At 70.8% G+C, this 25,965-nt stretch carries 28 protein-coding genes; 13 read left to right on the forward strand and 15 right to left on the reverse strand.

The features are described from left to right. Nucleotides 1–42: 42 nt before the first annotated feature. The 4 genes from ACFY16_RS20430 to ACFY16_RS20445 all read right to left on the reverse strand — a co-directional run bounded on the left by ACFY16_RS20430 (nucleotide 43) and on the right by ACFY16_RS20445 (nucleotide 3,197). On the reverse strand, nucleotides 43–1,005 hold the full coding sequence (locus ACFY16_RS20430; RefSeq protein WP_390648541.1) for an electron transfer flavoprotein subunit alpha/FixB family protein: 963 nt from the start codon (nucleotides 1,003–1,005) through the stop codon (nucleotides 43–45). Nucleotides 1,006–1,057: 52 nt separating this feature from the next. Continuing rightward, the gene (locus ACFY16_RS20435; protein WP_390648542.1) at nucleotides 1,058–1,846 is read right to left on the reverse strand and encodes an electron transfer flavoprotein subunit beta/FixA family protein; all 789 of its coding nucleotides are present in this window, start codon (nucleotides 1,844–1,846) and stop codon (nucleotides 1,058–1,060) included. Nucleotides 1,847–2,065: 219 nt separating this feature from the next. Beyond that, entirely contained in the window at nucleotides 2,066–2,575 is a 510-nt protein-coding gene (locus tag ACFY16_RS20440; protein WP_390648543.1) for a flavin reductase family protein, read from the reverse strand. Between the two features lie 208 nt (nucleotides 2,576–2,783). Beyond that, nucleotides 2,784–3,197 carry a thioredoxin family protein gene (locus ACFY16_RS20445; protein ID WP_390648613.1) on the reverse strand — a complete coding sequence of 138 codons (414 nt, stop codon included), beginning with the start codon at nucleotides 3,195–3,197 and terminating at the stop codon, nucleotides 2,784–2,786. A gap of 76 nt (nucleotides 3,198–3,273) precedes the next feature. Between ACFY16_RS20445 and ACFY16_RS20450 the strand changes: the two genes are divergently transcribed. Together ACFY16_RS20450 and ACFY16_RS20455 are read left to right on the forward strand one after the other, a co-directional pair. Continuing rightward, nucleotides 3,274–3,690: a DUF4395 domain-containing protein gene (locus ACFY16_RS20450; protein WP_390648544.1), complete on the forward strand. Its 417-nt coding sequence runs from the start codon at nucleotides 3,274–3,276 to the stop codon at nucleotides 3,688–3,690. A gap of 187 nt (nucleotides 3,691–3,877) precedes the next feature. Beyond that, nucleotides 3,878–4,606 (forward strand): lysophospholipid acyltransferase family protein, encoded by a 729-nt coding sequence (locus tag ACFY16_RS20455; RefSeq protein WP_390648545.1) that lies wholly within the window; start codon nucleotides 3,878–3,880, stop codon nucleotides 4,604–4,606. 532 nt (nucleotides 4,607–5,138) lie between these two features. On the opposite strand, the gene ACFY16_RS20460 is transcribed toward ACFY16_RS20455, so the two are convergent. From ACFY16_RS20460 to ACFY16_RS20480, 5 genes are all read right to left on the reverse strand, one after another. Beyond that, nucleotides 5,139–5,834 (reverse strand): B3/4 domain-containing protein, encoded by a 696-nt coding sequence (locus ACFY16_RS20460; RefSeq protein ID WP_390648546.1) that lies wholly within the window; start codon nucleotides 5,832–5,834, stop codon nucleotides 5,139–5,141. 8 nt (nucleotides 5,835–5,842) lie between these two features. Beyond that, nucleotides 5,843–6,415, reverse strand: a complete 573-nt coding sequence (locus tag ACFY16_RS20465) for a transglutaminase family protein (protein ID WP_390648547.1) — start codon at nucleotides 6,413–6,415, stop codon at nucleotides 5,843–5,845. 83 nt (nucleotides 6,416–6,498) lie between these two features. Further along, on the reverse strand, nucleotides 6,499–7,569 hold the full coding sequence (locus tag ACFY16_RS20470; protein ID WP_390648548.1) for a threonine aldolase family protein: 1,071 nt from the start codon (nucleotides 7,567–7,569) through the stop codon (nucleotides 6,499–6,501). Further along, nucleotides 7,566–8,315, reverse strand: a complete 750-nt coding sequence (locus ACFY16_RS20475) for an SDR family NAD(P)-dependent oxidoreductase (protein WP_390648549.1) — start codon at nucleotides 8,313–8,315, stop codon at nucleotides 7,566–7,568. The genes ACFY16_RS20470 and ACFY16_RS20475 overlap by 4 nt, the downstream gene beginning before the upstream one ends. A gap of 41 nt (nucleotides 8,316–8,356) precedes the next feature. After that, on the reverse strand, nucleotides 8,357–9,754 hold the full coding sequence (locus ACFY16_RS20480; protein WP_390648550.1) for a DUF6421 family protein: 1,398 nt from the start codon (nucleotides 9,752–9,754) through the stop codon (nucleotides 8,357–8,359). A gap of 429 nt (nucleotides 9,755–10,183) precedes the next feature. On the opposite strand from ACFY16_RS20480, the gene ACFY16_RS20485 reads away from it, so the two are divergent. Further along, a complete protein-coding gene (locus ACFY16_RS20485) occupies nucleotides 10,184–10,867 on the forward strand; it encodes a glycerophosphodiester phosphodiesterase (RefSeq protein WP_390648551.1) in 684 nt (227 codons plus the stop codon). Nucleotides 10,868–10,896: 29 nt separating this feature from the next. Here the strand turns inward: ACFY16_RS20485 and ACFY16_RS20490 are convergent, their stop codons facing one another. After that, nucleotides 10,897–11,436 carry a GNAT family N-acetyltransferase gene (locus ACFY16_RS20490; RefSeq protein ID WP_390648552.1) on the reverse strand — a complete coding sequence of 180 codons (540 nt, stop codon included), beginning with the start codon at nucleotides 11,434–11,436 and terminating at the stop codon, nucleotides 10,897–10,899. Between the two features lie 71 nt (nucleotides 11,437–11,507). On the opposite strand from ACFY16_RS20490, the gene ACFY16_RS20495 reads away from it, so the two are divergent. Both ACFY16_RS20495 and ACFY16_RS20500 read left to right on the forward strand, forming a co-directional pair. Next, on the forward strand, nucleotides 11,508–11,900 hold the full coding sequence (locus ACFY16_RS20495) for a VOC family protein (RefSeq protein ID WP_390648553.1): 393 nt from the start codon (nucleotides 11,508–11,510) through the stop codon (nucleotides 11,898–11,900). Nucleotides 11,901–11,989: 89 nt separating this feature from the next. Further along, nucleotides 11,990–12,754, forward strand: a complete 765-nt coding sequence (locus ACFY16_RS20500; RefSeq protein WP_390648554.1) for a VOC family protein — start codon at nucleotides 11,990–11,992, stop codon at nucleotides 12,752–12,754. A 143-nt stretch (nucleotides 12,755–12,897) separates the two neighbouring features. Here ACFY16_RS20500 and ACFY16_RS20505 read toward each other — a convergent pair whose 3' ends face one another. Both ACFY16_RS20505 and ACFY16_RS20510 read right to left on the reverse strand, forming a co-directional pair. Further along, nucleotides 12,898–13,851, reverse strand: a complete 954-nt coding sequence (locus ACFY16_RS20505) for a M56 family metallopeptidase (protein ID WP_390648555.1) — start codon at nucleotides 13,849–13,851, stop codon at nucleotides 12,898–12,900. Nucleotides 13,852–13,999: 148 nt separating this feature from the next. After that, the gene (locus ACFY16_RS20510; protein ID WP_390648556.1) at nucleotides 14,000–14,539 is read right to left on the reverse strand and encodes a DUF5134 domain-containing protein; all 540 of its coding nucleotides are present in this window, start codon (nucleotides 14,537–14,539) and stop codon (nucleotides 14,000–14,002) included. Between the two features lie 201 nt (nucleotides 14,540–14,740). On the opposite strand from ACFY16_RS20510, the gene ACFY16_RS20515 reads away from it, so the two are divergent. From ACFY16_RS20515 to ACFY16_RS20535, 5 genes are all read left to right on the forward strand, one after another. After that, complete coding sequence (locus ACFY16_RS20515; RefSeq protein WP_390648557.1) at nucleotides 14,741–16,414, forward strand: FUSC family protein; 1,674 nt, start codon at nucleotides 14,741–14,743, stop codon at nucleotides 16,412–16,414. Continuing rightward, nucleotides 16,411–16,983 (forward strand): MarR family winged helix-turn-helix transcriptional regulator, encoded by a 573-nt coding sequence (locus tag ACFY16_RS20520; RefSeq protein ID WP_390648558.1) that lies wholly within the window; start codon nucleotides 16,411–16,413, stop codon nucleotides 16,981–16,983. Before ACFY16_RS20515 ends, ACFY16_RS20520 begins: the two co-directional genes overlap by 4 nt. 90 nt (nucleotides 16,984–17,073) lie before the next feature. Further along, nucleotides 17,074–17,766: a phosphatase PAP2 family protein gene (locus ACFY16_RS20525; RefSeq protein ID WP_390648559.1), complete on the forward strand. Its 693-nt coding sequence runs from the start codon at nucleotides 17,074–17,076 to the stop codon at nucleotides 17,764–17,766. Nucleotides 17,767–17,945: 179 nt separating this feature from the next. Continuing rightward, nucleotides 17,946–18,635 (forward strand): HAD family hydrolase, encoded by a 690-nt coding sequence (locus tag ACFY16_RS20530; protein ID WP_390648560.1) that lies wholly within the window; start codon nucleotides 17,946–17,948, stop codon nucleotides 18,633–18,635. A gap of 195 nt (nucleotides 18,636–18,830) precedes the next feature. After that, the gene (locus ACFY16_RS20535) at nucleotides 18,831–19,505 is read left to right on the forward strand and encodes a TetR/AcrR family transcriptional regulator (RefSeq protein WP_390648561.1); all 675 of its coding nucleotides are present in this window, start codon (nucleotides 18,831–18,833) and stop codon (nucleotides 19,503–19,505) included. Here ACFY16_RS20535 and ACFY16_RS20540 read toward each other — a convergent pair. Continuing rightward, on the reverse strand, nucleotides 19,493–20,995 hold the full coding sequence (locus tag ACFY16_RS20540) for an LVIVD repeat-containing protein (protein ID WP_390648562.1): 1,503 nt from the start codon (nucleotides 20,993–20,995) through the stop codon (nucleotides 19,493–19,495). The genes ACFY16_RS20535 and ACFY16_RS20540 overlap by 13 nt on opposite strands. Before the next feature lie 203 nt (nucleotides 20,996–21,198). Here ACFY16_RS20540 and ACFY16_RS20545 point away from each other — a divergent pair, with 203 nt between their 5' ends. Beyond that, complete coding sequence (locus ACFY16_RS20545) at nucleotides 21,199–21,858, forward strand: DUF305 domain-containing protein (protein ID WP_390648563.1); 660 nt, start codon at nucleotides 21,199–21,201, stop codon at nucleotides 21,856–21,858. Nucleotides 21,859–21,867: 9 nt separating this feature from the next. Here ACFY16_RS20545 and ACFY16_RS20550 read toward each other — a convergent pair whose 3' ends face one another. Next, nucleotides 21,868–22,452: a DUF6214 family protein gene (locus ACFY16_RS20550; RefSeq protein WP_390648614.1), complete on the reverse strand. Its 585-nt coding sequence runs from the start codon at nucleotides 22,450–22,452 to the stop codon at nucleotides 21,868–21,870. A 209-nt stretch (nucleotides 22,453–22,661) separates the two neighbouring features. On the opposite strand from ACFY16_RS20550, the gene ACFY16_RS20555 reads away from it, so the two are divergent. After that, nucleotides 22,662–24,056, forward strand: coding sequence for an FAD-dependent oxidoreductase (locus ACFY16_RS20555; protein ID WP_390648564.1), 1,395 nt, complete (start codon nucleotides 22,662–22,664; stop codon nucleotides 24,054–24,056). A 122-nt stretch (nucleotides 24,057–24,178) separates the two neighbouring features. After that, nucleotides 24,179–25,567 (forward strand): nucleobase:cation symporter-2 family protein, encoded by a 1,389-nt coding sequence (locus ACFY16_RS20560; RefSeq protein ID WP_390648565.1) that lies wholly within the window; start codon nucleotides 24,179–24,181, stop codon nucleotides 25,565–25,567. Here the strand turns inward: ACFY16_RS20560 and ACFY16_RS20565 are convergent. After that, nucleotides 25,487–25,849, reverse strand: a complete 363-nt coding sequence (locus tag ACFY16_RS20565) for an ArsR/SmtB family transcription factor (RefSeq protein WP_390648566.1) — start codon at nucleotides 25,847–25,849, stop codon at nucleotides 25,487–25,489. The two genes, ACFY16_RS20560 and ACFY16_RS20565, sit on opposite strands and share 81 nt — an antisense overlap. Nucleotides 25,850–25,965: the final 116 nt, after the last annotated feature.

Here is a 25,965-nt window from a genome sequence, read left to right on the forward strand (position 1 = left end):
TGACCGGTGCGGTCACGGGGGCCTCGTACAGCCTGGCGGTGATCAGCCCTTGCGGGTCTTGACCTCTTCGGTGAGCTGCGGGACGACGTCGAACAGGTCGCCGACGACGCCGTAGTCGACCAGGTCGAAGATCGGGGCCTCGGGGTCCTTGTTGATGGCCACGATCGTCTTCGAGGTCTGCATGCCGGCGCGGTGCTGGATCGCGCCGGAGATGCCGGAGGCGATGTACAGCTGCGGCGACACGCTCTTGCCGGTCTGGCCGACCTGGTTGGTGTGCGGGTACCAGCCCGCGTCCACCGCGGCACGCGAGGCGCCGACGGCGGCACCGAGGGAGTCGGCGAGCGCCTCGATGATCGCGAAGTTCTCCGCGCCGTTGACGCCACGGCCGCCGGAGACCACGATCGCCGCCTCGGTCAGCTCCGGACGGCCCGTCGACTCACGGGCGGTGCGGCCGGTGACCTTGGTGCCGGTGGCCTTGTCGGAGAAGGACACGTTCAGGGCCTCGACGCTGCCGGCGGCCGGGGCGGCCTCGACGGCCGCGCTGTTGGGCTTGACCGTGATGACCGGGGTGCCCTTGGAGACACGGGTCTTGGTGGTGAAGGACGCGGCGAACACCGACTGGGTGGCCACCGGGCCCTCGTCGCCGGCCTCGAGGTCGACGGCGTCGGTGATGATGCCGGAGCCGATGCGCAGCGCCAGACGGGCGGCGATCTCCTTGCCCTCGGCTGAGGACGGGACCAGCACGGCGGCCGGGGAGACGGCCTCGTAGGCGGCCTGCAGCGCCTCCACCTTCGGTACGACCAGGTAGTCGGCGTACTCGGCGGCGTCGTGCGTGAGGACCTTCACCGCGCCGTGCTCGGCGAGCGCGGCGGCGGTGTTCTCGGCACCGGCGCCCAGGGCGACGGCGACGGGCTCGCCGAGGCGGCGGGCCAGCGTCAGCAGCTCGAGGGTGGGCTTGCGGACGGCACCGTCCACGTGGTCGACGTAGACGAGGACTTCAGCCATGGGATTGCTCTCCTGCGTGGATAAGTTGAGGGGCGGTCAGCGACTGCGGGCCTTAGATGAACTTCTGGCCCGCGAGGAACTCAGCGAGCTGCTTGCCGCCCTCGCCCTCGTCCTTGACGATCGTGCCGGCGGTGCGCGCGGGGCGCTCGGCCGCGGAGTCGACCGTCGTCCAGGCACCCTCGAGGCCGACCTCCTCGGCCTCGATCTCGAGGTCCTCGAGGTCCCAGGACTGAACCGGCTTCTTCTTGGCCGCCATGATGCCCTTGAAGGACGGGTAACGCGCCTCGCCCGACTGGTCGGTGACCGACACGACGGCCGGCAGGGAGGCCTCGAGCTGCTCGGAGGCGGCGTCGCCGTCGCGGCGGCCCTTGACCGTGCCGTCCTCGACCGACACCTCGGACAGCAGGGTGACCTGCGGGACACCCAGGCGCTCGGCCAGCAGCGCCGGGACCACGCCTGCGGTGCCGTCGGTCGAGGCCATACCGGAGATGACCAGGTCGAAGCCGGCCTTCTCGATGGCCTTGGCCAGCACCAGGGAGGTGCCGATGACGTCCGTGCCGTGCAGGTCGTCGTCCTCGACGTGGATGGCCTTGTCGGCGCCCATCGACAGCGCCTTGCGCAGCGCGTCCTTGGCGTCCTCGGGGCCCACCGTCAAAACGGTGATCTCCACGTCGTCGTCGGAGTTCTCGGAGATCTGCAGCGCCTGCTCGACCGCGTACTCGTCGAGCTCGGAGAGCAGACCGTCCACGTCGTCCCGGTCGACGGTCAGGTCATCGGCGAAGTGCCGGTCGCCAGTGGCGTCGGGCACGTACTTCACAGTGACAACGATCCTCAAGCTCACGCCGGCTCTCCTACTGCATCGTCTCTATTTCGGCTGCCTACTTGCAGGCAGCATAGGCGCCCCAAGCGGCCGATCCCGGTCGGGGCGGCCCGCGCTCCGACCGAAATATTACTCGTCAGTACACCCAGTTCGTTCCCGCTAAGCAAGCGCTTTGAACTGTGACCTTTGCAACGCAGCGTAATCGGAACTCGACGGTTTCGCAGGGGCAGGGCGACGTGATCAGTCACGCAGAGCGTTGAAGCGGCCCTGGTGGTATACGAGCGGACGGCCAGGGCCGGCGGGATCGCCGAGGACGACCTCGCCGAGAACGATGCGGTGGTCGCCCGCGGGCACCCGGGTGACGACCCGGCACACCAGCCAGGCGGAGACGTCGTCAAGGACGGGAACGCCTTCGGGGCCCGTGCGCCAGCCCGTCGCGGCGCCGAACCGGTCGGCGCCGCTGCGGGCGAAGGTGGCGGCCAGCTCCTGCTGGTGCTCGCCGAGTATGTGGACGCCGACGTGGGAGGCCTCGGATATCGCCGGCCAACTGGAGGCCCCGGTGCTGATGCCGAAGGAGAGCATCGGAGGCTCGGCGGAGACGGAGCTGAGGGAGGTGGCGGTGAAGCCGACCGGACCCGCGTCGCCGCGGGCGGTGATCACGGCGACTCCCGCCGCATGCCGCCGGAAGGCGGAGCGCAGCAGGTCGGGAGAGGCGAGCTGAGAGGTGCCGAGGTCGGGCGTGGCCGTCATGGAGTTGTCCTTCTGCGGGAGGGGGACGAGCGGGTTCGTGGCTGCTCAGCAGCCCGGACAGCGCGCGCTCGCGGTGCGGGCGAGGTCCACGTGCACCCGCCCGAAGAGAAGGAGTTCCGTAGGCATACGGTCAGGCTGACGATAGGTGGTACACACAGTCAAGTGCGTCCCGGCATATGGGAGCTGCCTCACCGTTCGCTCACAGGCGTCAAACCGCCTCCCCGAGCGCCGCGATGACGTCCGCCTTGCGCGGCTGACCGGTGGCGCGCCGTACGACCCGTCCGTCCGCGTCGAGGACGAGCACGGTCGGGGTCTTGAGGATGTCGAGTTCGCGTACGAGGTCCAAGTGGGCCTCGGCATCGATCTCGACGTGGGTCACACCCGGGACCAGTCCGGCGACCTCGCCCAGGACCCGCCGGGTGGCCCGACAGGGCGCGCAGAAGGCGCTGGAGAACTGCACGAGCGTGGCACGCTCACCGAGTTCCTCGCCCAACTGGGCGGCCCCCAGCCGCTTTCCGTCGTCGCGCCCGCGCACGCGTACTCTCCCGCTCCGCCGCCGATGCAGCACTCCGTAGGCGCTCGCCGCCGCGAGCACCACCACGCACACCACAAGTCCGGTCATCACCTGCACAAGCATTCATCGGACTGCAAAGATTCCCGACTTCCCGGAAGACTTCGCCTTGCGGAATGCTTGACTCATGGACATCGATGTGAGGGGACCGCGCTTCGGGGCGGCCTTGACGACCGTCGTACTGGCGGCCGTTCTGGTAACGGGGAGCACCTGGCTGCTGGCCTGGCAGCTGCTCGCGTTCGCGCTCGGGGCGGTCGGCGGGGTGGGCCGCTCGCCGTACGGCTGGCTGTTCCGTACGTTCGTACGGCCGCGAATCGGGCCGCCGACGGAGTTCGAGGCGCCCCAGCCACCGCAGTTCGCGCAGGCCGTCGGGCTCGCTTTCGCCGTCCTCGGACTCCTGGGATTCACGGCGGGTCCGCAGTGGCTGGGGCTGGCGGCGACCGGGGCCGCGCTCGCGGCGGCCTTCCTCAATGCGGCGTTCGGGTACTGCCTCGGCTGCGAGATGTACCTGCTCATCCGGCGCGTCACGGTCCGCGCGGAGTAAAGGCGGGTTAAAAGCGCAGGTGGATCATGCGGCCGAAGTGACGAGGATCTCGCCGCACCCGGGCACCAGGACTGGCTCCCCGGCCGTTCTTCGGGCACGATCTGCGAGATGCCGTAAACCTACGGCTGCGTAAGTTGCCCGCCGGGAGATCCCTTCCCAGGCAGAGAAGGAAGGGTCCACTCCGTCCATGGCTGAACTGGTCTACCGTCCCGTCGTCGGTCTCGCGCGCACGTTGTTCAAGGTGTGGGATCTCAAGATCGACTGCAAGGGGTCGGAGAACATCCCGCGCTCGGGCGGCGCCGTGCTGGTGAGCAATCACATCAGCTATCTGGACTTCATCTTCGACGGTCTGGCGGCGCTCCCGCAGAAGCGTCTCGTTCGCTTCATGGCGAAGGAGGCCGTCTTCCGGCACAAGATCTCCGGTCCGCTGATGCGCGGTATGAAGCACATCCCCGTGGACCGCAAGCAGGGGGAAGCTGCGTACGCGCACGCCCTGGACTCGCTGAAGTCCGGTGAGATCATCGGGGTCTTCCCGGAGGCCACGATCTCGCAGTCGTTCACGCTGAAGAGCTTCAAGTCGGGTGCCGCCCGGCTGGCTCAGGAAGCGGGCGTCCCGCTGATCCCGATGGCGGTGTGGGGCACGCAACGGCTGTGGACGAAGGGCCATCCGCGCAACTTCAAGCGCAGCCACACCCCGATCACCATCCGGGTCGGCGAGCCGGTGGAGGCTCCCCGCGACCAGTACGCGGGCGCCATCACCCGACGGCTGCGCGAGCGCGTCCAGGAGCTGCTGGAGGCCGCCCAGCGCGCCTATCCCGTACGCCCGAAGGGTCCTGAGGACACCTGGTGGATGCCGGCCCACCTGGGCGGCACGGCGCCGACGCCGGAAGAGGTGCGGGCGGCCGAGGCGCGCTGACGGCCGGGCGCCGCCGCGGACATCGCGCGACGGACCAGCGACGACTGCTGCGTCCACTGCCCCGAGCAATGATCCTCACGGCGTCCGTGGCGGGCGACCTCCGTGCCCTCGCCGTCCGGGCCGACGCCGCCCGCCGCGGTTACGGCGCGTTTCGCGTCGTGGAGTGCGACCGGATCGGCGGTCGGCGCGGCCTGGCATGGACTTCCCACACCGATGCGTCCGCCACGGCCCTGACGTCCGAGGGGCTCGCACTGCCCCTTGAGACGTCGCGGTGCTGTGGTGGCGGAGGATGCGAGCGAACCAGCACTTTCCAGGCGGACGGCAGGACTCCGGCTGGACACGCAGGACGACCGGAGGCGCCGTCGCCCGGGAAGAGAACTTCGTCAGCCCTCCCTGCCGCTCTTCTCCCACGGGTTCGCCGAGCTTGAAGGCAGCCGTCGCGACCCGCTCCGCAGATTGCCCGGTTCGCCGATCGCCCTCTCGCCGTCACAGCACGGCGGACTGATGGCCGCATCCTGGATCAGCCGCGGGATCAACTTCCTTGCGGGCGGATCGTGATACGCGCTCCCGGGCTGAACTTCTCCAGCAGTTCGGCGAGTTCGGCCGCGGCCGCCTCGACGTCGGGGACCGGCATCGGGGCCATGCCCTCCAGCAGGAAGATGCCCGAGGTCGTCGCCTCGGTGAGCCTGGTGCGCGGGCCCTGGCGCCAGTTCCAGCGGCGGCACGTCACTCCCGCCTCGTCGCGCCACACCACCTCGCCCGCGTCGGGGTGTTCCACGGCCTCCTCGCCACCGGCGACGGTCGCGAAGTCCTCGTCGCCGACGGCGCGCACGAGGCGCATTCCGCCCTGGATGAGGTCCATGTCCTCTCCGCCGACGGGAATGAGATGGGCGACGCTGATGGCGTTGTAGAGGTCGACGAGCAGGTTGATGCGCGGCAGCCCCGCCTCCGACAGCGCCCTCTTGGCCAGCGCCTCCGCCGAGTTGCGCGTACGCGACGGCTTCGATCCGAACGCCGTGTACACCTCGCGCCAGGCGGCCATGTGCGGGTCCTCGTGCGGGGCGCGTCCGTCCAGCCGGGCGGCGAGCCGACGGGCCGCGTCGTCGAGGAGTGCCGCACTGCCGTCCGTGCTGGGCCCGTTGACGAGTCCGTGCGCCTCGATGGCGAGGTGCGTGAAACCGGGTGCGAGGGCGCGCACTTCGTCGGACACTGTCAAAGAGAGGGTCATCGCCTGCCTCAGAGTGCGTTGGGGAGCGTCTTCCAGAGGTACGGCCGGTCGGGGGCGGCCTTGAGGACGCTCAGCACGACCGGGTGCGGTTCAGAGTACAGGACCGGCCAGTCCAGCTCGTTGGACTCCGGATCGGGAACGAAGGCCAGGCGCTCACCGTCGAGGGAGAACTGGGCGTTCACGCCCGGCTTGTTGCCGCGCGGGTCCTGCCGGTGCCAGGCACCGTTGAACCGTACGGCGACGAGACCGTGCACCACATCGAACTTCTGGTAACAGAGCGCCGTGGGGATGTCCTCGGCCCGCAGCAGCGCGGCCAGCGCGTGGGACTTGGCGTAGCAGATGCCGGTGCCCTGCTCCAGGACGTCGGAGGCGCGCCAGGTGACGCGCAGATCGCCGGAGTCCTGCGAGTGCGGAATGGTGTCGCGGACGAACTCGAACGCCGCTCGCGCATAGGCATACGAGTCGACCGCTCCCTTGGCGAGGCGGCCGGCCGTCTCCCGTACCAGCGGATGGTGATGGTCGACTACGTCATCTGCGGCCAAGTAGGCGGACAGGTCAGGGGTTTCCTGGATCAGCTCCATGACCGCAGAGCATAGGAATGCGATCACCCAAGAGTCAATGACTTTTCAGGTGACCGCATATCTATGCATCAGTGGGGCTGGTCCTAGCGGGCCATCTCCTCCTTGAGGGCCGCGATGAACGCGTCCACGTCCTCCTCGGTCGTGTCGAACGCGCACATCCAGCGCACGACGCCGGCGGCCTCGTCCCAGAAGTAGAAGCGGAAGCGCTTCTGCAGGCGCTCGCTCACGTCGTGCGGCAGCCGGGCGAAGACGCCGTTGGCCTGCACCGGGTAGAGGATCTCCACTCCGTGCACCGCGCGCACGCCCTCGGCCAGCCGCTGGGCCATCTCGTTGGCGTGGCGGGCGTTGCGCAGCCACAGATCCTTGGCGAGCAGGGCCTCCAACTGCACCGACACGAAACGCATCTTGGACGCGAGCTGCATGGACAGCTTGCGCAGGTGCTTCATGTGGCTGACGGCGTCCTGGTTGATGACGACGACCGCCTCGCCGAACAGGGCGCCGTTCTTGGTCCCGCCCAGGGAGAGGATGTCGACGCCGACGGCGTTGGTGAACGTCCGCATGGGCACGTCCAGCGACGCGGCGGCGTTGGCCATCCGGGAGCCGTCCAGGTGGACCTTCATGCCGTGCGCGTGGGCGTGGTCGCAGATCGCGCGGATCTCGTCGGGCGTGTAGAGGGTGCCCAGTTCGGTGCTCTGGGTGATCGAGACGACCTGCGGCATCGCACGGTGCTCGTCGTCCCAGCCGTACGCCTGCCGGTCGATCAGCTCGGGCGTGAGCTTGCCGTCCGGCGTCGGCACGGTGAGCAGCTTCAGGCCGCCCATCCGCTCGGGAGCGCCGCCCTCGTCGACGTTGATGTGCGCGCTCTCCGCGCAGATCACCGCGCCCCAGCGGTCGGTGACCGCCTGGAGCGCGACGACGTTCGCGCCGGTGCCGTTGAAGACGGGGAACGCCTCCGCCGAGGACCCGAAGTGACTGCGGACGATCCGCTGGAGGTTCTCGGTGTAGACGTCCTCGCCGTACGCGACCTGGTGACCGCCGTTGGCCAGGGCCAGGGCGGCCATCACCTCCGGATGGGCTCCGGCGTAGTTGTCACTGGCGAAACCGCGGACCTCCGGGTCGTGATGACGACGTGCGTCGGTCTTCGGAGGGTTCACGGCTTCTCGGTCAGCCACAGACGGTTTCCGTTCACTTCGGCGGCCGGCTTGCTCCAGACGTCGAGGATGGCCTCGGCCAGGTCCTTGACGTCCGTGAAGCCGGCGAACTTCGCGTTGGGGCGCTCGGCGCGCATCGCGTCGTGCACCAGTGCCTTCACCACCAGGATCGCAGCGGCGGACGTCGGCCCGCTCTCGCCCCCCGCCTTGCGGAAGTAGTCGGCCAGGGCCAGCGTCCACGCCTCGGCGGCGGCCTTGGCGGCCGCGTAGGAGGCGTTGCCGGCGGTGGGCTTGCTCGCGCCCGCCGCGCTGATCAGGACGTACCGGCCGCGGTCGCTGCGCTGCAGCGCCTCGTGGAAGGCCAGGGAGGTGTGCTGCACGGTCCGGACGAGCAGCAGCTCCAGGAAGTCCCAGTCGTCCAGGCTCGTCTTGGTGAAGGTCTCGCTGCCGCGCCAGCCGCCGACGAGGTGGACCACACCGTCGACACGGCCGAAGTCCTTCTCGACGTGGATGGCCCAGTCGCGGGTCTTCTCCAGGTCCAGCAGGTCGACCGTCTCGCCGACGACGCTGGCTCCGCCATGCCCGTAGCGGGCCGCGTCCACGGCCTCCGCCAGGCGCTCGGGGTCGTTGTCCGCGCCGACGACGGTCGCCCCCGCGTCGGCGAGCCGGATCATCGCCGCGCGCCCGGCGGGTCCGCCCGCGCCGGCCACCGCGATCACAGCACCGCTGAGAAGCCCGTTCCCCGTCATGTTCCTCGCCTCCTGAGCAGTGTTCTCGGTACCACGGTCGCTCACGCGGCGACCCGCTCGGCGCTGTCCGCCGTGATGCCCCGGGTGGAGGCGATCACGTTCTTCAGCTTCTTCGACAGTGCCTCATAGAACATGCTCAGCGGAAACTCGTCCGGAAGCACGTCGTCCACGAGCTTGCGCGGCGGCAGGGTCAGGTCCAGGGCGTCCGGGCCCTTGGCCCACTTGGAGCCCGGGTGCGGGGCGAGGTAGCCGGAGACCAGCTCGTAGCCGGCGAACCAGTGCACCAGCTTCGGGCGGTCGATGCCGTCGCGGTACAGCTGCTCGATGTCGGCGCACAGCTGGTTGGTGACCTGCGGGGCGCGCTGCCAGTCGATGTGCAGCTTGTTGTCGGTCCAGCGGACGACGTCGTGCTTGTGCAGGTAGGCGAAGAGCAGCTGGCCACCGAGGCCGTCGTAGTTGCGCTCGCGCTCGCCGGTGACCGGGAAGCGGAACATACGGTCGAACAGCACCGCGTACTGCACGTCACGGGCCTGCGGAACGCCGTCGGCCTCCAGTTTCACGGCCTCCTTGAAGGCGGTGAGGTCGCAGCGCAGCTCCTCCAGGCCGTACATCCAGAACGGCTGGCGCTGCTTGATCATGAACGGGTCGAAGGGCAGGTCGCCGTGGCTGTGGGTGCGGTCGTGGACCATGTCCCACAGCACGAAGGCCTCCTCGCAGCGCTTCTGGTCATGGACCATCGCGGCGATGTCCGCGGGCAGGTCGAGGCCGAGGATGTCGACGGCGGCCTCGGTGACCCGGCGGAAGCGGGCGGCCTCGCGGTCGCAGAAGATGCCGCCCCAGCTGAAGCGCTCGGGGGCCTCGCGCACGGCGATCGTCTCGGGGAAGAGGACGGCGGAGTTGGTGTCGTATCCGGCCGTGAAGTCCTCGAACTTGATGCCGCAGAACAGCGGGTTGTCGTAGCGGGTGCGCTCCAGCTCGGCCAGCCAGTCGGGCCAGACCATGCGCAGCACTACGGCCTCGAGGTTGCGGTCGGGGTTGCCGTTCTGGGTGTACATCGGGAAGACGACCAGGTGCTGCAGGTCGTCCTCGCGGTGCGCGGCGGGCTGGAACGCCAGCAGCGAGTCGAGGAAGTCGGGCACCTGGAAGCCGCCGTCGGCCCAGCGGCGCAGGTCCTTGACGAGGGCCTGGTGGTACGCGGCGTCGTGGGGAAGCAGCGGGGAGAGCTCCTCGACCGCGTCGCCGACACGCCGTACGGCGAGTTCGACGTCGGCCGGGTCAGGGGCGCCCTCGGCGTCGAAGTCGATCGATCCGTCCTTCGACTGCCATGGCCGGATCTGCTCCACGGCATCCTTGAGCACGGGCCACGCCAGGTGCTCGACCACCCTGGTCGCGGGAGGAACCCGCTCCTCCGTACCCACCTGCACAAGAATTTCCGTCATTTCCCATCCTCCACGGGAGAACCTCACGTATGAAGACCGTATACATACGAGGTTTCTCCCAGCAAGTGGATCGTCGGGAAATTATGCTGCGCTCCCCACATGTAACCGCACTTTTTCCTGCCGGGCATGCGGGCGGCACACACTTCCGCTACCCGCGTCCGGGCGACGCACACCTGCTCACCGGACGACCGGATCCGGCCACGCATCGAGGTCAATGCCCGCAGGACTCGCCCACGCGCGGGTGACCGCCCCGGGCGGCAGGTGCCAGGTGCGACACGCGCGCCACACCAATGCCCCGCGTACGAGCGGTTACATCCCGGTGCCGGGCCATTAGGCTGCGGCTCTGCTGTGTGGACTGTGCCGTCCGCTCCGGTCCGGCCCCTGGTCCACGCGTGCGCCGAGCCGCCGTCGACGGAAGCGAGTTGAACCTTGAACTTCCTTACCATCGGTCACCGCGGGGTCATGGGTGTCGAGCCCGAGAACACCCTCCGTTCCTTCGTCGCCGCCCAGCATGCGGGCCTCGACGTCATCGAACTCGATCTGCATCTGAGCAAGGACGGCGCCCTCGTCGTCATGCACGACGCCGACGTGGACCGCACGACCGACGGCTGCGGGCCGATCGCCGAGAAGACCCTCGCCGAACTGCGTGCCCTGGACGCGGGCCGCGGCGAGCGGATCCCGGTCTTCGAGGAGGTCCTGGACGCGGTGCGGTCGCCGCTCCAGGCCGAGATCAAGGACGTGGCGGCGGCTCGGGCGCTGGCCCAGGTCCTGACCGGGCGGGACCTGCTGGGACGCGTGGAGGTGTCCTCGTTCCACGACGAGGCGATCGCGGAGATCGCCCGGCTGGTCCCCGGCGTACGGACCGCGCTCATCGGCAGCCGCTACGACACCGACATCGTGCGGCGGGCCGTCGACGCCGGGGCCGCGACCGTCTGCCTCAACATCCGCCGCCTCACCCTGGAGATCGTCGAACAGGCGCGGGAGGCGAACCTGAGGATCATCGGCTGGGTGGTGAACACCCAGGACCACCTGCGGCTCGTACGGGCCCTGGGGCTGGACGGCGCGACCACCGACTACCCGGACATCAAGCGCACGGGCCGCTTCACGGCCTGACGGGCATCACGGCCTGGCGGGCGGAACGATCACGCGAGCTTCTTGACCAGCAGCTCGAACTCCAGGTCGTCGCGCTGCGGGACTCCGAAGCGCTCGTCGCCGTACGGGAACGGGCTCGTCTGTCCCGTACGGCGGTAGCCGCGGCGCTCGTACCAGGCGATGAGGTCCTCGCGTACGGAGATGACGGTCATGCGCATCTCCGTGACGCCCCAGACCTCGCGGGCCAGCCGCTCCGCCTCCGCGATGACCACCTTGCCGAGGCCACCCCCCTGCTGTGCGGGACTGACCGCGAACATGCCGAAATAGGCGTGGTCGCCGCGGTGCTCGAGCTGGCAGCAGGCGATCACCTGGTCGTCGCGCTCCACCGTCAGCAGCCGGCCGTCGGGCGACTTGATGACCTCCAGCACGCCCTCCGGATCGGTCCGCTGCCCTTCGAGGATGTCCGCCTCGGTGGTCCAGCCGGCCCGGCTGGCGTCCCCTCGGTACGCCGACTCGACGAGCGCGACCAGCGCGTCCACGTCGGCGTCGGTGGCGTCGCGGAAGGTCAGTCCGGTGGCGGCGGTGTCCATGGGTGGGTGTCTCCGATCTGTGGCGCGGCTCGGCAGGGACGAGGGTAGCGCTGCGAGTAGGCTCCGGGTGCATGGTGCATGTACTCAGCAGCCGGACGCTCCTGCGCCCCACCGACCCCGAGCGCTCGCGCGCCTTCTACGGCGAGCAGCTGGGCCTCGCCGTCTACCGCGAGTTCGGCACGGGCGCGGAGCGCGGCACCGTCTACTTCCTCGGCGGCGGCTTCCTGGAGGTCTCCGGGCGCTCCGACACCCCGCCGTCTCCGCCGCCGCGGCTGTGGTTGCAGGTCGCGGACGTGAGCGCGGCGCACGACGAGCTGCGGGCGAAGGGCGTCGAGATCGTGCGGCCGCCGCTGCAGGAGCCGTGGGGGCTGGTCGAGATGTGGATCGCGGACCCGGACGGCACGGGGATCGTGCTGGTGGAGGTGCCGGCCGAGCATCCGCTGCGGTACCGGCCGGGCATCTAGGACAGGCTCTGGGGGCCGGTTTCCGGATGGCCGCCGTCGGGGGCCGGGGCTAGCGTGCTGGAGGGGGGTCTCCTTCCGGAAGGAACGCGATGAAGCTCGACAAGCCGGTGCCCGGCGGGCCCTGCTGGACCGAACTGGGGACCAGCGACCTGGAGGGCGCGAAGCAGTTCTACGAGGAGCTGTTCGGCTGGCGTCCGGAGACGGATCCGCGACAGGAGGCGGGCGGGTACACGATCGCGCACCTCGGTGACGCGGCGGTGGCCGCGCTGTCGCCCCTCTACCAGGAGTCGCAGCCCGTCGCATGGAACGTGTCGTTCGCCGTGACGGACGCGGACGTCGCCGCACGGCTGGTGGTGGAGGCCGGCGGGAAGGTCCTGGTCGGCCCGATGGACGTGTTCGACGTGGGCCGCTTCGCGGTGGCCCTCGATCCGGGCGGCGCGGCCTTCCAGCTCTGGCAGGCGCGGGCGTTTCCGGGTGCGGGGCTGCTCAACGAGCCCGGCTCCCTCGGCTGGGTGGAGCTGCTGACCCGCTCTCCCGAGCGGGCCGAGACCTTCTACACCACGGTGTTCGGCTGGACGGTGAACGCCTCCGAGCACTACACGCAGTGGGGCATCCACGGCGCCGACTTCGGCGGAATGATCACGATGGACGACAAGTTCCCGCCCGAGGTCCCGCCGCACTGGCTGCCGTACTTCGCGGTGGAGGACGTGGACGCCACGGCGGCCACGTCGACGGGCGCGGGCGGCACCGTCCTCATGGAACCCACCTCTGTGCCCGACGGGCCGCGGATCGCGGTGCTGCGGGATCCACAGGGAGCGGTGTTCGGCGTGTACGTGGCGGGCCAGGAGGGTTGAGGCGCAACCTGCGTTCACATACGCCGCAGCTCCTGGGGTGATGCCCACGACCTGCCGGAGGGGGAGACCGAGGGCAGCCCGAAGGGCGTGGGAGGTGCCCCCAGCACCAGACGCCGCGGGCCCCGCCCTTCGGGCGGACGACGCTACTCTCGAAACACGCCCCAGCCCAGCACCCGCAGCGCCGGTACGAACGCCACCAGCAGCGGGACCACCGGCACCAGCGCGGCCGCCGCCGTCAGCCGCAGCCGGCGGGCCGCGGTGAGCCGGTCCGGGGGAGCGAGGAGTCGGTGGACGCGCTGCTGGACGTGGGCCTGCGGGGCCGGTGAGGGGCCGAACACGCCGCGGTCCTCGTTGAGTTCGACGAGGGCGAGGGCGGTCGTCAGGCGGCCGAAGCGGCGGGAGGCCATGTCGTCGGCGGCCAGTTCGACCAGGTGGTGCATCTCGGCACGGAACGCGGCGAAAACCGGCACTCGCGGAAACCCGTTGGCCAGCGCGGCCGAACAGTGCAGCAGCCAGTCGTGCCGGGCCTGTGCGTGGCCCTCCTCATGGGCGAGGACGGCGTCCAGTCGGCGCCCCTTGAGACGGCGCAACGCGGCCGTGGTGACGACGAGTCGGGGGGCGACGCCCGGCAGCCACCATGCGTCGGGGCGCTCGCCCTCCAGCACCACGAGCTGCCCAGGGGTGGGCTCCTCGCCCGGCAACAGCGGGGCTCGTACGAGGAGTTCGGCTCGACGGCGGCGGCGCCGGAAGTGGGCCCGGGAGACCTCCCGGACCAGCATCGCCGCGCTCCACAGCCCGCCGCACGCCAGCGCCACCGCGGTCGCCGCCGCCCATGGACCCGCCGCGCCGAGCGCATAGGCCTCCACCACCGCCCGGGGCGCGGACCCGAAGACATGGCCGCGCACGGCCTGCCAGGCCGCCGCGGCACTGAGCGTCATCGACAGCGCACAGCACAGGAGGACGGCCGCCACCACGCACTGCCACACCCACAGCGCGACCACCGGTTCCCGGTCCGCCCAGTCCGCGCGGGCGAGCAGCCGGGGGGCGAGTACGGCGGTCAGGGCGCCGAGCAGCAACAGTGCCGCGGGGACCATCATGGGAGCACCCTATGAGCGCCGTACGGCGCAGGGGTACGGCCTGCCTCGGCAAAGTGACGCAAGCAACGATTTCGTGCGGTGCGGGCATCGGTGGCCTCAGCGCGGATCACGCGCGGTGCGGGCACCTTCGGCGTCAGAGGGACAGGTGTCAGAGCGTCAGCAGCATCGCCACCATCCCGATCCCCATCGACAGCCGGCACGCCCGCGCCAGCTCCGGCCGGTCCCCCCACCCCCCGGCCACGGTGCCGGCTCCGGCGGGCAGCAGGCGGACCCCCGACAGCAGTACGTATCCCACGAAGTAGAGCAGCAACGCCCCCGTCACCGGCGGGAGTCCGGCCCCGCCGTGTCCCTGATGGTGTCCGGGGGAGGCCGCCATCACGACCGCCATGTAGACCATGGCCGACGTCCCCACCAGATGGTGCAGATGGTGGGCGTCGGCCCGTGCCGCCCACAGGGCGCGCAGTGCCGCCGCACCGAAGACCACCGCGTAGGCGGGCCAGGCCCAGGACGGCGGGGTGAACACCGCCGCCGGTACGGCCATCGCGGCCATGCCGAAGCCCATGAGCGCCTCGCCCCCCGCGGCCCGGCGCTGTTCCTCGACACTGCTGCGCATCCGCAGCAGACAGTAGGCCCCGGTCGCCGCGCACAGCGCGACCAGCAGCCAACCGGGCGAAGCCGGTCCGTGCACACGCACCTCCCCGCTCGACGGTCTCGGACGTCCGGGCAGCAGGGCGACGCCCGGCCGGTCCCGACGGTCAAGGGATGCCCGGGTCATGCGGGGCGTAAGCGAGCGCAAGGGTGTACACGGGGAGCATTCGGCGAAGCACAGCAGGTCACCGGACACGTCCGAAATTCATTTACTAGTAAAACACCTGCTAAACTTGTGTCCATGAGCAGTGCGCCCCCCACCCCCACCACCCCGCGCGTCCGGCGCCTCCCGCTCGCCGGCGTCCTCCGCCTCGGTCGACCCTCCGACATCTGGTTCAAGCCCGCCCTGAGCGCGGTCGCCTCGATGGCGCCGCCCAACCTGACCCTGCTGGCGCTCGGCCGGCTCGACCTGGCGATGTACACGATGGCCGGCTCCCTGTGCGCGCTGTACGCCCACAATCGCCCGTACGCCGCCCGGGCCCGCGTCCTGGCCTGGGTGGTGCTCGGCATGGTCGGCGGCCTCGCCGTCGCCCTCGTCACCGCCTCGTTGACCACGAACGCCATCGTCCTCGTGACCGTTGGCGCGCTCCTGGCCGCCGTACAGAAGGTGGTGTGCGACGCGACCCGGATCGGCCCGCCCGCCCACGTCGTCCTCACCTTCATCAGCTCCGCCTCCCTCTTCGCCCCGCAGACCCTCGGGCAGGTCCCCGGCCACCTCGCCCTGGCCCTGGCGGCGGGTGCGTGGGCCTGGCTCGTCGGCATGGGGCCCGGACTGGTCCGCCCGGACGGCCCGGAGCGCCGCGCCACGGCGCAGGCCCTCGACGCCGCTGCCACGTACGCCGCCACGGGTGGCTCGGGTGCCGCCCGGGCCCGGGCTGCGACGGCGGCCGCCGTGCAGGCCGCCTGGCAGTCACTGCTGGCCGCCGGCACCCGCTCCGAGCCCCGGCGCGCGCTCGAACGGCTCGTGGTCCGCGCCGAGGTCGCGCTCGCCGCCCCCGCCGACACGGAACCCGAGCAGCTGCGCGCCTGGGCCCGTGCCCTGCGCGGACGCGGCCCCGTGCCGCAGCCCGACGACCTGACCGGAGCCGCCGACGAACTCGTCGGCGTCGACGCCGAGCTCGCCGCCGGAACCCGGCCGTTGTGGACCAGGCTCGGCCCGCTGACCCCCCTCGCCGTACGCACCACCGTCGGCTGCGCCCTAGCCGGATACGCCTCCCTCGCCCTCGGTGTCGGCCGCCCCTACTGGGCCCTGGTCACCGCGGCCTCCCTCTATCAGGCCAACCTCACCCTCACCTGGAGCCGAGGTGTCCAGCGAGTCGTCGGCAACCTCGTAGGCGTCCTGGTCTTCGCCGCGCTCGTCCCGCTGGCGCACCTCCACGCGGCGGCCCTCGTGCTGTGCTGCCTCGCCCTCAACTTCGGGGCGGAGGCGTTGATCGGCCGCAACTACTGGCTCGGCAGCATCTGTGTGACCCCGATGGCGCTGCTCATCACCGAGTTCGCCCGGTTGCAGGACTCGGGCGAGCTGATCACCGAGCGGGTGGTGGACACCCTGGTCGGCGCGCTGGTCGGCTTCGTCGCCGCGGTCGCCGTCACCAACCGGCGCTCGGGTGACCGCCTCGAACAGGCGCTGACCGCCGCCGAGCGCGCCCGTGAGCACGCCGCACGCCTCGTTGCCGAGCCGTATTCCGCGCCCGGCGTCCTTGAGTCCGCCCGTCGCGCCCTCGCCGCCGCGCTCGTCGACCTGCGGGCCACCGCCGACGCCGCGTCCGGCGAGTGGTGGCAGCGCGCCCTGCCCCAGGAGCGGGTCGTGCTCGTCGAGCAGGCCGGACACCGTACGCTCGCGGCGACGGTACGGCGCCAGGGACTGTTCCTGGACCGGCGCACAAGCGGCAGAACGGAGGACGTACGGCCATGACGCCGACGCAGGGACGACCGACGGAGGGGGACGGTTCCACCGGAGGCGATGCCTCAGAGGCGTCGCGCGGGGACACCGTCGCCGCCGTCGTGCGGCAGTGGCGGACCGTGCACCCCGAGCTCGACACCGGGCCCATGGAGATCATCGGCCGCGTCAACCGCTGTGCGGCCCTGCTTCAGCAGGCCGAGGACGCCCCGCTGCGTCGGGCCGGTCTGAGCCGCCCCGAGTTCGACCTGCTCGGCGCGCTGCGCCGCACAGGGCACGAGCTGACCCCGAGCGATCTGGCCCGCGAGACGTTCTCCTCGGGCGCCGCCGTGACCAAACGCCTCAAGCAGCTGACCGAGCGCGGCCTGGTGGAACGCCGTGGCGACACACGGGACCGCCGAGTCGCCCACGTCCGCCTCACGGACGCCGGCCGTGACCTCGTCGACGCGATCCTGCCCGAGCAACTCGCCTACGAGACGGCTGTACTGGAGGTGCTGGACCCGCCGAGCCAGGGCGAACTCTCCGCACTCCTGGCGGAGTTGCTGAGCCGACTGGAAGGCCGCATGGGGGCGCTGCGCGCCTGACGGCCGGCTCCCGCCGCTCGAGGGGCGGAACGGTTGCCGCTTGACCGTGTTGGTTGACCCCACGCCCCACAGGTCGGCGAGGATCACTCCATGCACAACCCGCACGCGCCCTCCCCGCCCCGCCCGCCGGACCACCGCCCCGCCCCCGCCCGGGCCGCACTGGTCCTGGCTCTCTGCTCGGCGCTGCTGCTCACACTGGTGGCGACGCGATGGCACCCGCTGCTCGGCCTCGACGGCGACATCGCCCGCACCACCCACCGCTGGGCAATCGACGAACCCGGCCTCACGCATGCGTTCCGCATCCTGACGGACTGGGTCTGGGACCCGTTGACGATGCGTGTGCTGGCCGCGGCCGTGGCGGTGTGGCTGGTGTGGCGGCGCTCGGCCTGGTGGACGGCAGCGTGGCTGGCCGTCACGTGCGCGGTGGGCACGTTGGTGCAGCAGGCTCTGAAGGCGGCGGTGGACCGGTCCCGGCCGGTCTGGCGCGACCCCGTCGACTCGGCCCACTACGCGGCCTTCCCGTCCGGTCACGCCATGACCGCCACGGTGGTATGCGGTCTCCTCCTGTGGCTGTTCCACAGCCACGGGGCGGGCCGCGCCCTGTGGCGTACGGCTCTCACGCTGGCCCTGCTCTCCGTGGCCGGCGTCGGTCTGACCCGGGTGTGGCTCGGCGTCCACTGGGCCTCGGACGTCGTCGGCGGCTGGCTGCTCGGGGCGCTCGTGGTGGCGCTGGCGGTCTGGGCGTACGAGTGGCGACGGAACGGTCGCGCGCACCCTCACTAGCGGACGATCCCCTTCGGCGACTCCCGAGCGGCACTCGCCGATCCCGCGCTCAACGAGCCGCTCGTCCCGCACGGCCGGCCAGTCATCTCGTCCTACGGGACACCGAAGCCCACACCGCTGAACCGACGCCCCACCGGCGGCCGCCCGCACCGGACGGAGGCCCGGGTAAGGTCCCGCGCATGACTGCCGTTCTCTTCGACTTCTCCGGAACCCTCTTCCGTATCGAGTCCACCGAATCCTGGCTGCGCGCGGTCCTGGCCGAGGCGGATCTCGCCCTCTCCGAAGCGGAGTTGGCCAAGGCGGTCCAGGCGCTGGACGCGGCCGGAGCGCTGCCCGGCGGGGGCCCTCCCACGCACGTCCCGGAGGACCTCGCCGAGGTGTGGGCGACCAGGGACTCCAGCGCCGAGCTGCACCGGGCCGCGTACACCGGTCTCTCCCGCCAAGTACCACTGCCCGACCCCGCGTTGCACGACGCGTTGTACGACCGGCACAGGGCTCCGGCCGCGTGGGCGCCGTATCCGGACGCCGTCGAGGTGCTGCGTGCGCTGCGCGAGCGCGGGATCACCGTGGGCGTGGTGAGCAACATCGGCTGGGATCTGCGTCCGGTGTTCCGGGAGCACGGCCTCGACCCCTACGTGGACGCGTACGTCCTGTCGTACGAACACGGCATCCAGAAGCCGGACGCCCGGCTGTTCGCCGTCGCCTGCGAGGCGCTCGGCACCGATCCGCGGGACGCGCTCATGGTGGGAGACGACCGGCGCGCGGACGGCGGTGCGGCTGCCCTCGGCTGCGGTGTCCACTTCGTGGACCATCTGCCGGTGACCGAGCGCCCGGACGGCCTGCGTCCGGTACTGGACCTGGTGGGCTGATCTCCGGCGGTCACCCGGGCGTGGCGAACAGAACAGACATCGCCTCAGGCAACTATCAGTGTGAAGGAACGTCCGCCTCGGACGATCCCCCGCGTCGCCCGAGGCGGACAACAACCCGGCCGGGCCCCGCATAGGGGCCGGCCAGGTCGCGTTGAGTATAGTTGGCTGGCAGCCAGTCAACGCAGGAGTTCCAGAATGTCCCCGCGCAGCGCCTCGGTCAATGAAGAATTGCGGCGGCGTTCCCGGGAACGGCTGTTGCAGGCCGCGGTCGAGCTGGTCCGGGAGCGCGGGTACGAGGCGACGACGCTCGGCGACATCGCGGACCGGGCGGGCTCCGCACGGGGCCTGGTGTCGTACTACTTCCCCGGCAAGCGCCAGCTCGTGCAGTCGGCCGTGCACCGGCTGATGCACCGCACACTGGAGGAGTCGCTGGAGCGCGAGCCGCGCACCGAGGACGGCCGGGAGCGGATGGCGCGGGCCGTCGACGCGATCCTGGGACTGGCCCGGGACCAGACGGTGCTGATGCGCCAGCACATGGCGGGGCTGTTGCAGGCCGAGGGGTTCGTGCAGTGCCCCGAGCAGCAGCGGCTGGCCGAGCTGCTGCGGGACACCATGGCCCGGCACGGCTCGCAGGACGTCGACGCCGACTACCCGATGCTGCGCTCCCTGCTCATGGGCGCCGTCTACGCGATGGTCCTGCCGAACGTGCCCATGCCGATCACGGCCCTGCGCGCCGAGCTGTTCGAGCGCTACCGGCTGGACTGGGACATGGGAGTCCCGCCGGACACCGAGGCGTCCGGCGGGACGGGTGAGACGGATCTGTCACGTTTCTTCGCGACGGACCGGCGACCGGCCGATCAGTCGAAGTAGTCCGGCTGGGTCTGGACGTTGAGCTCGGGCAGGTGGACCCGCTTCGCCGGATCCGTGCGCCGGTCGCTCAGCTTCAGGACGTCAAAGCCCTTGGCGATGTCGTTGGAGTAGATGTAGCCGTTGTAGTAGTACGCCGACCACGAGCCGCCGACGGAGAGCGTGGTGGTGGACAGCGGTCCGCGCTCGAAGTAGGCGATCTCCTCGGGGGCGGCGGAGTCGGTGAAGTCCCAGACCGAGACGCCGCCCTGGTACCAGGCCTGGACCATGATGTCCTTGCCCTTGACGGGGATCAGCGAGCCGTTGTGCGCCACGCAGTTCTCGGTGTCGGCCTGGTGACGGGGGATCTTGTAGTAGCTGCGGAAGACGAGCTTGCGCTGGTCGCCCTTGCCGACGATGTCGTAGATGCCGTCGGCGCCGCGGTTCGGGCCGGTCGCCGCGTTGCAGGTGGCCGCACCGCCGCCGCCCAGCTCGTCGGTGAAGACGACCTTGTTCGCCTTCTGGTTGAAGGTCGCCGAGTGCCAGAACGCGAAGTTGACGTTGTCCTCGACCTGGTCGATGACCTTCGGGTGCTCGGGGTCCTTGATGGAGAACAGGATGCCGTCGCCCATGCACGCGCCTGCGGCCAGGTCCTTCTCCGGGAGCACCGTGATGTCGTGGCAGCCGGTCGTCTTGGAGACACCGGGGTTGGTGGGCGAGCCGGGGTTGCCGCCGCCGTCCGGCCCCTCACCGGGGAAGAGGACGGGGAAGCCGACCACCGCCGCCTTCTCGGGGGCGTCGCGCGGCACCTTGATGACCGAGATGCCGTCGTGCGGCGGCTGGCAGTCGGGATAGGCGGCGTTCGGCGAGTACGAGGAGACGTAGATGTAGACGTTCTTGCGCTCCGGCACCAGCGAGTGGGTGTGCGAGCCGCAGGCGGTCTCGACGGCGGCGACGTACTTCGGGTTCGCCTTGTCACTGATGTCGAAGACCTTCATGCCCTCCCACGAGGACTTCTCGGTCACGGGCTGCGTGGTGCTGTTGCAACTGCTGTCGCTGCGTGAGGAGTCGGTGGACAGGAACAGCAGGTTGCCTGAGACGGAGACGTCGTTCTGCGAGCCGGGGCACAGCACCTGGGCGACCGTCTTCGGTACCTTCGGGTTGCTGATGTCGAAGATGCGGAAGCCGTCGTAGTTGCCGGCGAAGGCGTACTTGCCCTGGAAGGCCAGGTCCGAGTTGAGGCCGGTGAAGGCCTCCTTGGGGACGTTGGCGAGGTGCTCGATGTTGGCGGAGTGGACGATCTCGTCCTGGCCGGGTATCTCGCCGTCGGCGATCGCCTCCGTCGCCTGGGCCTGCGCGCTTCGGGACACCGCCTTCTGCGCCGCCGGGTCGTCCCCCGGGTCGGGGGTGGCGGCCGCGGGCACCGCGGTGAGCAGCGCGGCCAGGAGCCCGGTCGCGACCGCGGCGACTCCGAGTCGTCTGCGCCGAGTTCGGGAATGGTTCAACAGGGTCACTGCATCCTCCCTAGTTGCCGTTCACACGGGAACGGTTCATGCTCCCCCGAAGTATCGTCTTCACCATGCACATATCAATAGAGGGCAATGCAATCGTCATGGCACGTCCTGTTCCCTGACGTGCGCGAACACGCCGGAAATCGTCGCCGGCACCCGCGTCGACCCACGAGGTCCCTTCAACACGCCTGCCACAGGAGGTCGTTGTGCTCTTCCGCCGTGCGTCCCGTACGTCCCTCGCCACGGCCTCACTGGCCGCCCTGGCCGTACTCACGCTCGGGGGCTGCGACTCGGGCTCCGGCTCCGAGTCCAAGTCGGCCGGGGCGAGCGGGCCTTCGGTGCTCGTGCCCGGTGAGCCCGGCGAGGCCAACCGCACCCTGTCCGCCGAGGAGGCGGCACAGCAGCGCGCCGACGACGACACGCCCAACGCCGCGGACCTCGCGTACGCGCGCATGATGATCGAACATCACACCCAGGCCCTGGAGATGACCGAGCTCGCCCCCGACCGCGCCGAGTCGACGAGCGTCAAGCGGCTCGCCGCGCGGATCTCCGCCGCGCAGGGACCGGAGATCACCACCATGGAGAGCTGGCTGAAGACCTACGCCAAGGACGACGACACCGGCAGGCACGAGCACACCACGATGCCCGGCATGGCGTCCGAGGCCCAGCTGACGAAGCTGCGCGCGGCCGAGGGCAAAGCCTTCGACGACCTGTTCCTCACCCTGATGATCACTCACCACGAAGGGGCGATCACCATGGCCACGGACGTGAAGGCAGAGGGCAACAACGTTCAGATCGAGGAGATGGCCGACGACGTGATCGCCCAGCAGACCAGCGAGATCACGCGGATGCGCGAGATGGGGTAGGAGATCCGGTCAGCGCCGTGCGTGGCGCGGCGCCAGGAACCCGGCGTCGCGCGCCTGCGCGATCAGACGCAGGGACCTGCGGCGGCTGCGCCCGGTCGCGCACATCACCGCGAGGACGGGGTCGATGCCCTCTTTCTGGGCCGCGCGGTACTCCCGGGCGACCAGTCGGCGCCCTTCGATGCCACGCGGCCACGCGGGTCGGCCACGGCGCGGTCCCGCAGGATCCTCGTCGGGCCCGGCGTCGGCCTCGGAGCTGTCGACCGGCTCCGCGGGCGGCTCCTCGACCGGCTCCGCGGCCGTTCCGTCGACCGCGCCCTCCGCCACGCCCTCAGCCGTTTCCACGGCCGTGTCCTCGGCCGCTTCGGTGTCGAGCCCGCACGCCTCGGACAGTGGTCTCTCGAGCCACACCGCGAGCACCGTCAGATCGCCGAGGGAGAGCGCCGGCTGGGCCCGTACGTCCTCGATGGAGACGCACCCCTCGGACACCACGGCGAGCGCGTCGACCCGGGCCCCGTCGGCGAAGGCCAGGCGGACGTTGAACCACGAGGTCACGTTCTCCCCCTCCCGCACCTTCCACGCGGGCCACACGGACACCGCTCCGTCCGCGGCGGAGCGGTCAGAAAGGTTGAGCAAGGATGCTTCCAGCACACGCGCAACGTAACCGCACGATCACATCCCGTACGAAGGAACACGCGCGTGCCCGACCGGCACGGCACCCTGTCAGCGGACCCCTTCCGGTGCCATTCTGGAGCCGTGGGCGATCCCTTCCGATCTCTCGCGACCCTCCGACAAGGAGTTCCGCCGTGCTGCGTGTCGCCGTCGTCGGCTCCGGGCCGAGCGGGTGCTACACCGCCCAGAGCCTCGTCCAGGAGGACTCCGGGGCGCATGTCGACGTCCTGGACCGGCTGCCGTGCCCGTACGGCCTGGTGCGCTACGGGGTGGCACCGGACCACGAGAAGATCAAGTCGCTCCAGAACAATCTGCGGACGGTCCTGGAGCACGAACGGGTGCGCTTCCTCGGCGGAGTGCGGGTCGGCGTCGGCGGTGTCGCGGCCGCCCGGCTGCGGGAGCTGTACCACGCGGTCGTGTACTGCGTGGGTGCCGCCACCGACCGGCACCTGGGGATCCCGGGCGAGGACCTGCCGGGCAGCTGGTCGGCGACGGAGTTCGTGTCCTGGTACAGCGCCCACCCCGACTCCGCGGCCGACACATTCGTGGCCGGCGCCCGCCCGGACTCCGCGGCCCACGCATTCGTGGCCGGCGCCCGCTCGGCCGTGGTCATCGGCATGGGGAACGTCGCCGTCGACGTCGCCCGGATGCTGGCCAGGGGCGCGGCGGAACTGAGCCCGACGGACATGCCGCAGGCCGCGCTGACCGCCCTGGCCGCGAGCCGGGTGACCGACATCCGGATGGTGGGCCGGCGCGGCCCTTCCCAGGCCCGCTTCACCACCAAGGAACTGCGCGAGCTGGGGTCCCTGCCCGACACCGAGGTCACCGTCGATCCCGCGGAGCTGGCCGCGGATCCGGCGTACGCCGACCCTTCGGCCCTGCCGGCCGCACAGCGCCGCAACGTGGAGGTGCTGCGCGGCTGGGCGTCGCTGCCACCCAAGGAGGCCTCGCGCCGGATCGGGTTGCGTTTCTTCCTGCGTCCGGTGGAAGTGCTCGCCGACGGCGGGCGCGTGGGCGCGGTGCGCTTCGAGCGTACGGAGCCCGACGGGCACGGCGGCGTGACGGGCACCGGACGGTACGAGGACGTTGAGGCGCAGCTGGTGCTGCGGTCGGTGGGCTATCGCGGGGTGCCGCTGGAGGGGCTGCCGTTCGACACGGAACACGGCACGGTGCCGCATCTGGCCGGACGCGTCCTGCGCGCGGGCGCCGTCGCACCCGGCGAGTACGTGGCGGGCTGGATCAAGCGCGGCCCGACGGGCGTCATCGGCACCAACCGGCCGTGCGCGAAGGAGACGGTGACATCGCTGCTCGCGGACGCCCCCGCGCTCGTCGGCAGGGACCTGCCCGAGGACCCCCTCGCGGTGCTGCGGGCCGAGGGGATCGAGCCGGTCGAATGGGCCGGCTGGCAGGCCATCGAACGCGCCGAGGCCGAACTCGGGGCCTCTTTCGGGCGGGGTGTCGTCAAGCTGCCGGACTGGGAATCACTGCTGACGGCGGCGCGGACAGGGGTTGGACTGGACCTGCCCTAGCAGGATGCGGTGGGCATGACACACGGTGGAAACACCCCAGAAATCAACAAACTGTTTAAGTCCCCTACGGTCTCGTGCTGTCCGGATGTTGCCGCCCCCCTCCCCGCCGCCCTGGAGTGCCCATGCCCACGACCGCCCCCATACATCCCGTAGACGAGGTCCCACCCGTACGCCGGCTGGCGGCCTTCGGGCTCCAGCACGTGCTCGCGATGTACGCAGGCGCGGTGGCGGTGCCGCTGATCGTGGGCGGCGCGATGAAGCTGTCGCCGGCCGACCTGGCGTATCTGATCACCGCCGACCTGCTGGTGTGCGGTATCGCCACGCTCATCCAGTGCGTGGGCTTCTGGCGCTTCGGTGTGCGGCTGCCGATCATGCAGGGCTGTACGTTCGCCGCGGTGTCGCCGATGGTGCTCATCGGCACGACGGGCGGCGGACTGCCCGCGATCTACGGCTCGGTGATCGTCGCGGGACTCGCGATCGTGCTGCTGGCGCCGGTCTTCGGGAAGCTGCTGCGCTTCTTCCCGCCGCTCGTCACGGGCACCGTCATCCTGATCATCGGCATCTCGCTGCTCCCGGTCGCGGGCAACTGGGCCGCGGGCGGCGCCGGCTCGGAGGACTTCGGGGAGCCGAAGAACCTGGCGCTCGCCGGCTTCGTACTGGCGGTGGTGCTGGGCGTGCAGCGGTTCGCGCCGGCCTTCCTGAGCCGGATCGCGGTGCTGAGCGGCATCGTGGTGGGGCTGGCGGTCGCGGTGCCCTTCGGCTTCACCGACTTCGGCGGGGTCGGGGACGCCGACTGGGTCGGGATCAGCACACCGTTCCACTTCGGCGCGCCCACCTTCGAGGCGTCGGCGATCGTCTCGATGCTGGTCGTGGCGCTGGTGACGATGACGGAGACGACCGGTGACCTGATCGCGGTCGGCGAGATGACCGGGCGCAAGGTCGAGCCGCGCTCCCTCTCGGACGGCCTGCGCGCCGACGGCCTGTCGACCGTACTCGGCGGCGTCTTCAACACCTTCCCCTACACGGCGTACGCGCAGAACGTGGGCCTGGTGGGGATGACCCGGGTGCGCAGCCGCTGGGTCGTGGCGGCCGCGGGCGGCATCCTGGTGCTGCTCGGCCTGCTGCCCAAGCTGGGCGCGGTGGTCGCGGCGATACCGGCGCCGGTGCTGGGCGGCGCGGGGCTGGTGATGTTCGGAACGGTCGCCGCGAGCGGGCTGCGAACCCTGGCCGAGGTCGACTTCGAGGACAACCACAACCTGACGGTCGTGGCGGTCTCGGTGGCCGTGGGCGTACTGCCGGTCGGCGTGCCGACGGTCTACGAGAAGTTCCCGGACTGGTTCCAGACGGTGATGAACAGCGGCATCAGCGCGGGCTGCCTGACCGCGATCGTACTGAACCTGCTGTTCAACCACCTTCCGGGGAAGGCCGGCTCACCCGTCACCGAGCCGGACGGCCTGGCGGGCGGCGGCACCGAGGAGCGCGTCGAGAAGGCCCGGGAAGAGATCGTCTAGGTCGGCCCGGCGCAGGCCGTTCATCTTGGCCGTACCCCGGTACACCTGCCGGATCAGCCCGCTCTCGCGCAGCACCCGGAAGTGGTGCGTGGTCGTGGACTTGGTGACGGGCAGGTCGAAGTGCGAACACGAGAGCTCGTCGCCGTCGGCGGCGAGCTCTCGCACGATCCGCAGCCGCATGGGGTCGGAGAGCGCGTGCAGCACGGTTTCCAGCCGGATGTCCTCCCGCGCCGGATGCGGAAGCTCACGACTGCCGGCGGCGGGGGCTGGGGCGGCGGTCACGGCGGCTCCCTTTCGTCGAAGAGCCCCATCGTACGACATTCATCGTAGTTTGACACTTGGCGTACTACGATGCCTATCGTACGAGACGACCGTCGGTCCCGTGATGAATGGAGCCC

The organism is Streptomyces sp. NPDC001315 (assembly GCF_042896175.1).
GTDB lineage: Bacteria > Actinomycetota > Actinomycetes > Streptomycetales > Streptomycetaceae > Streptomyces.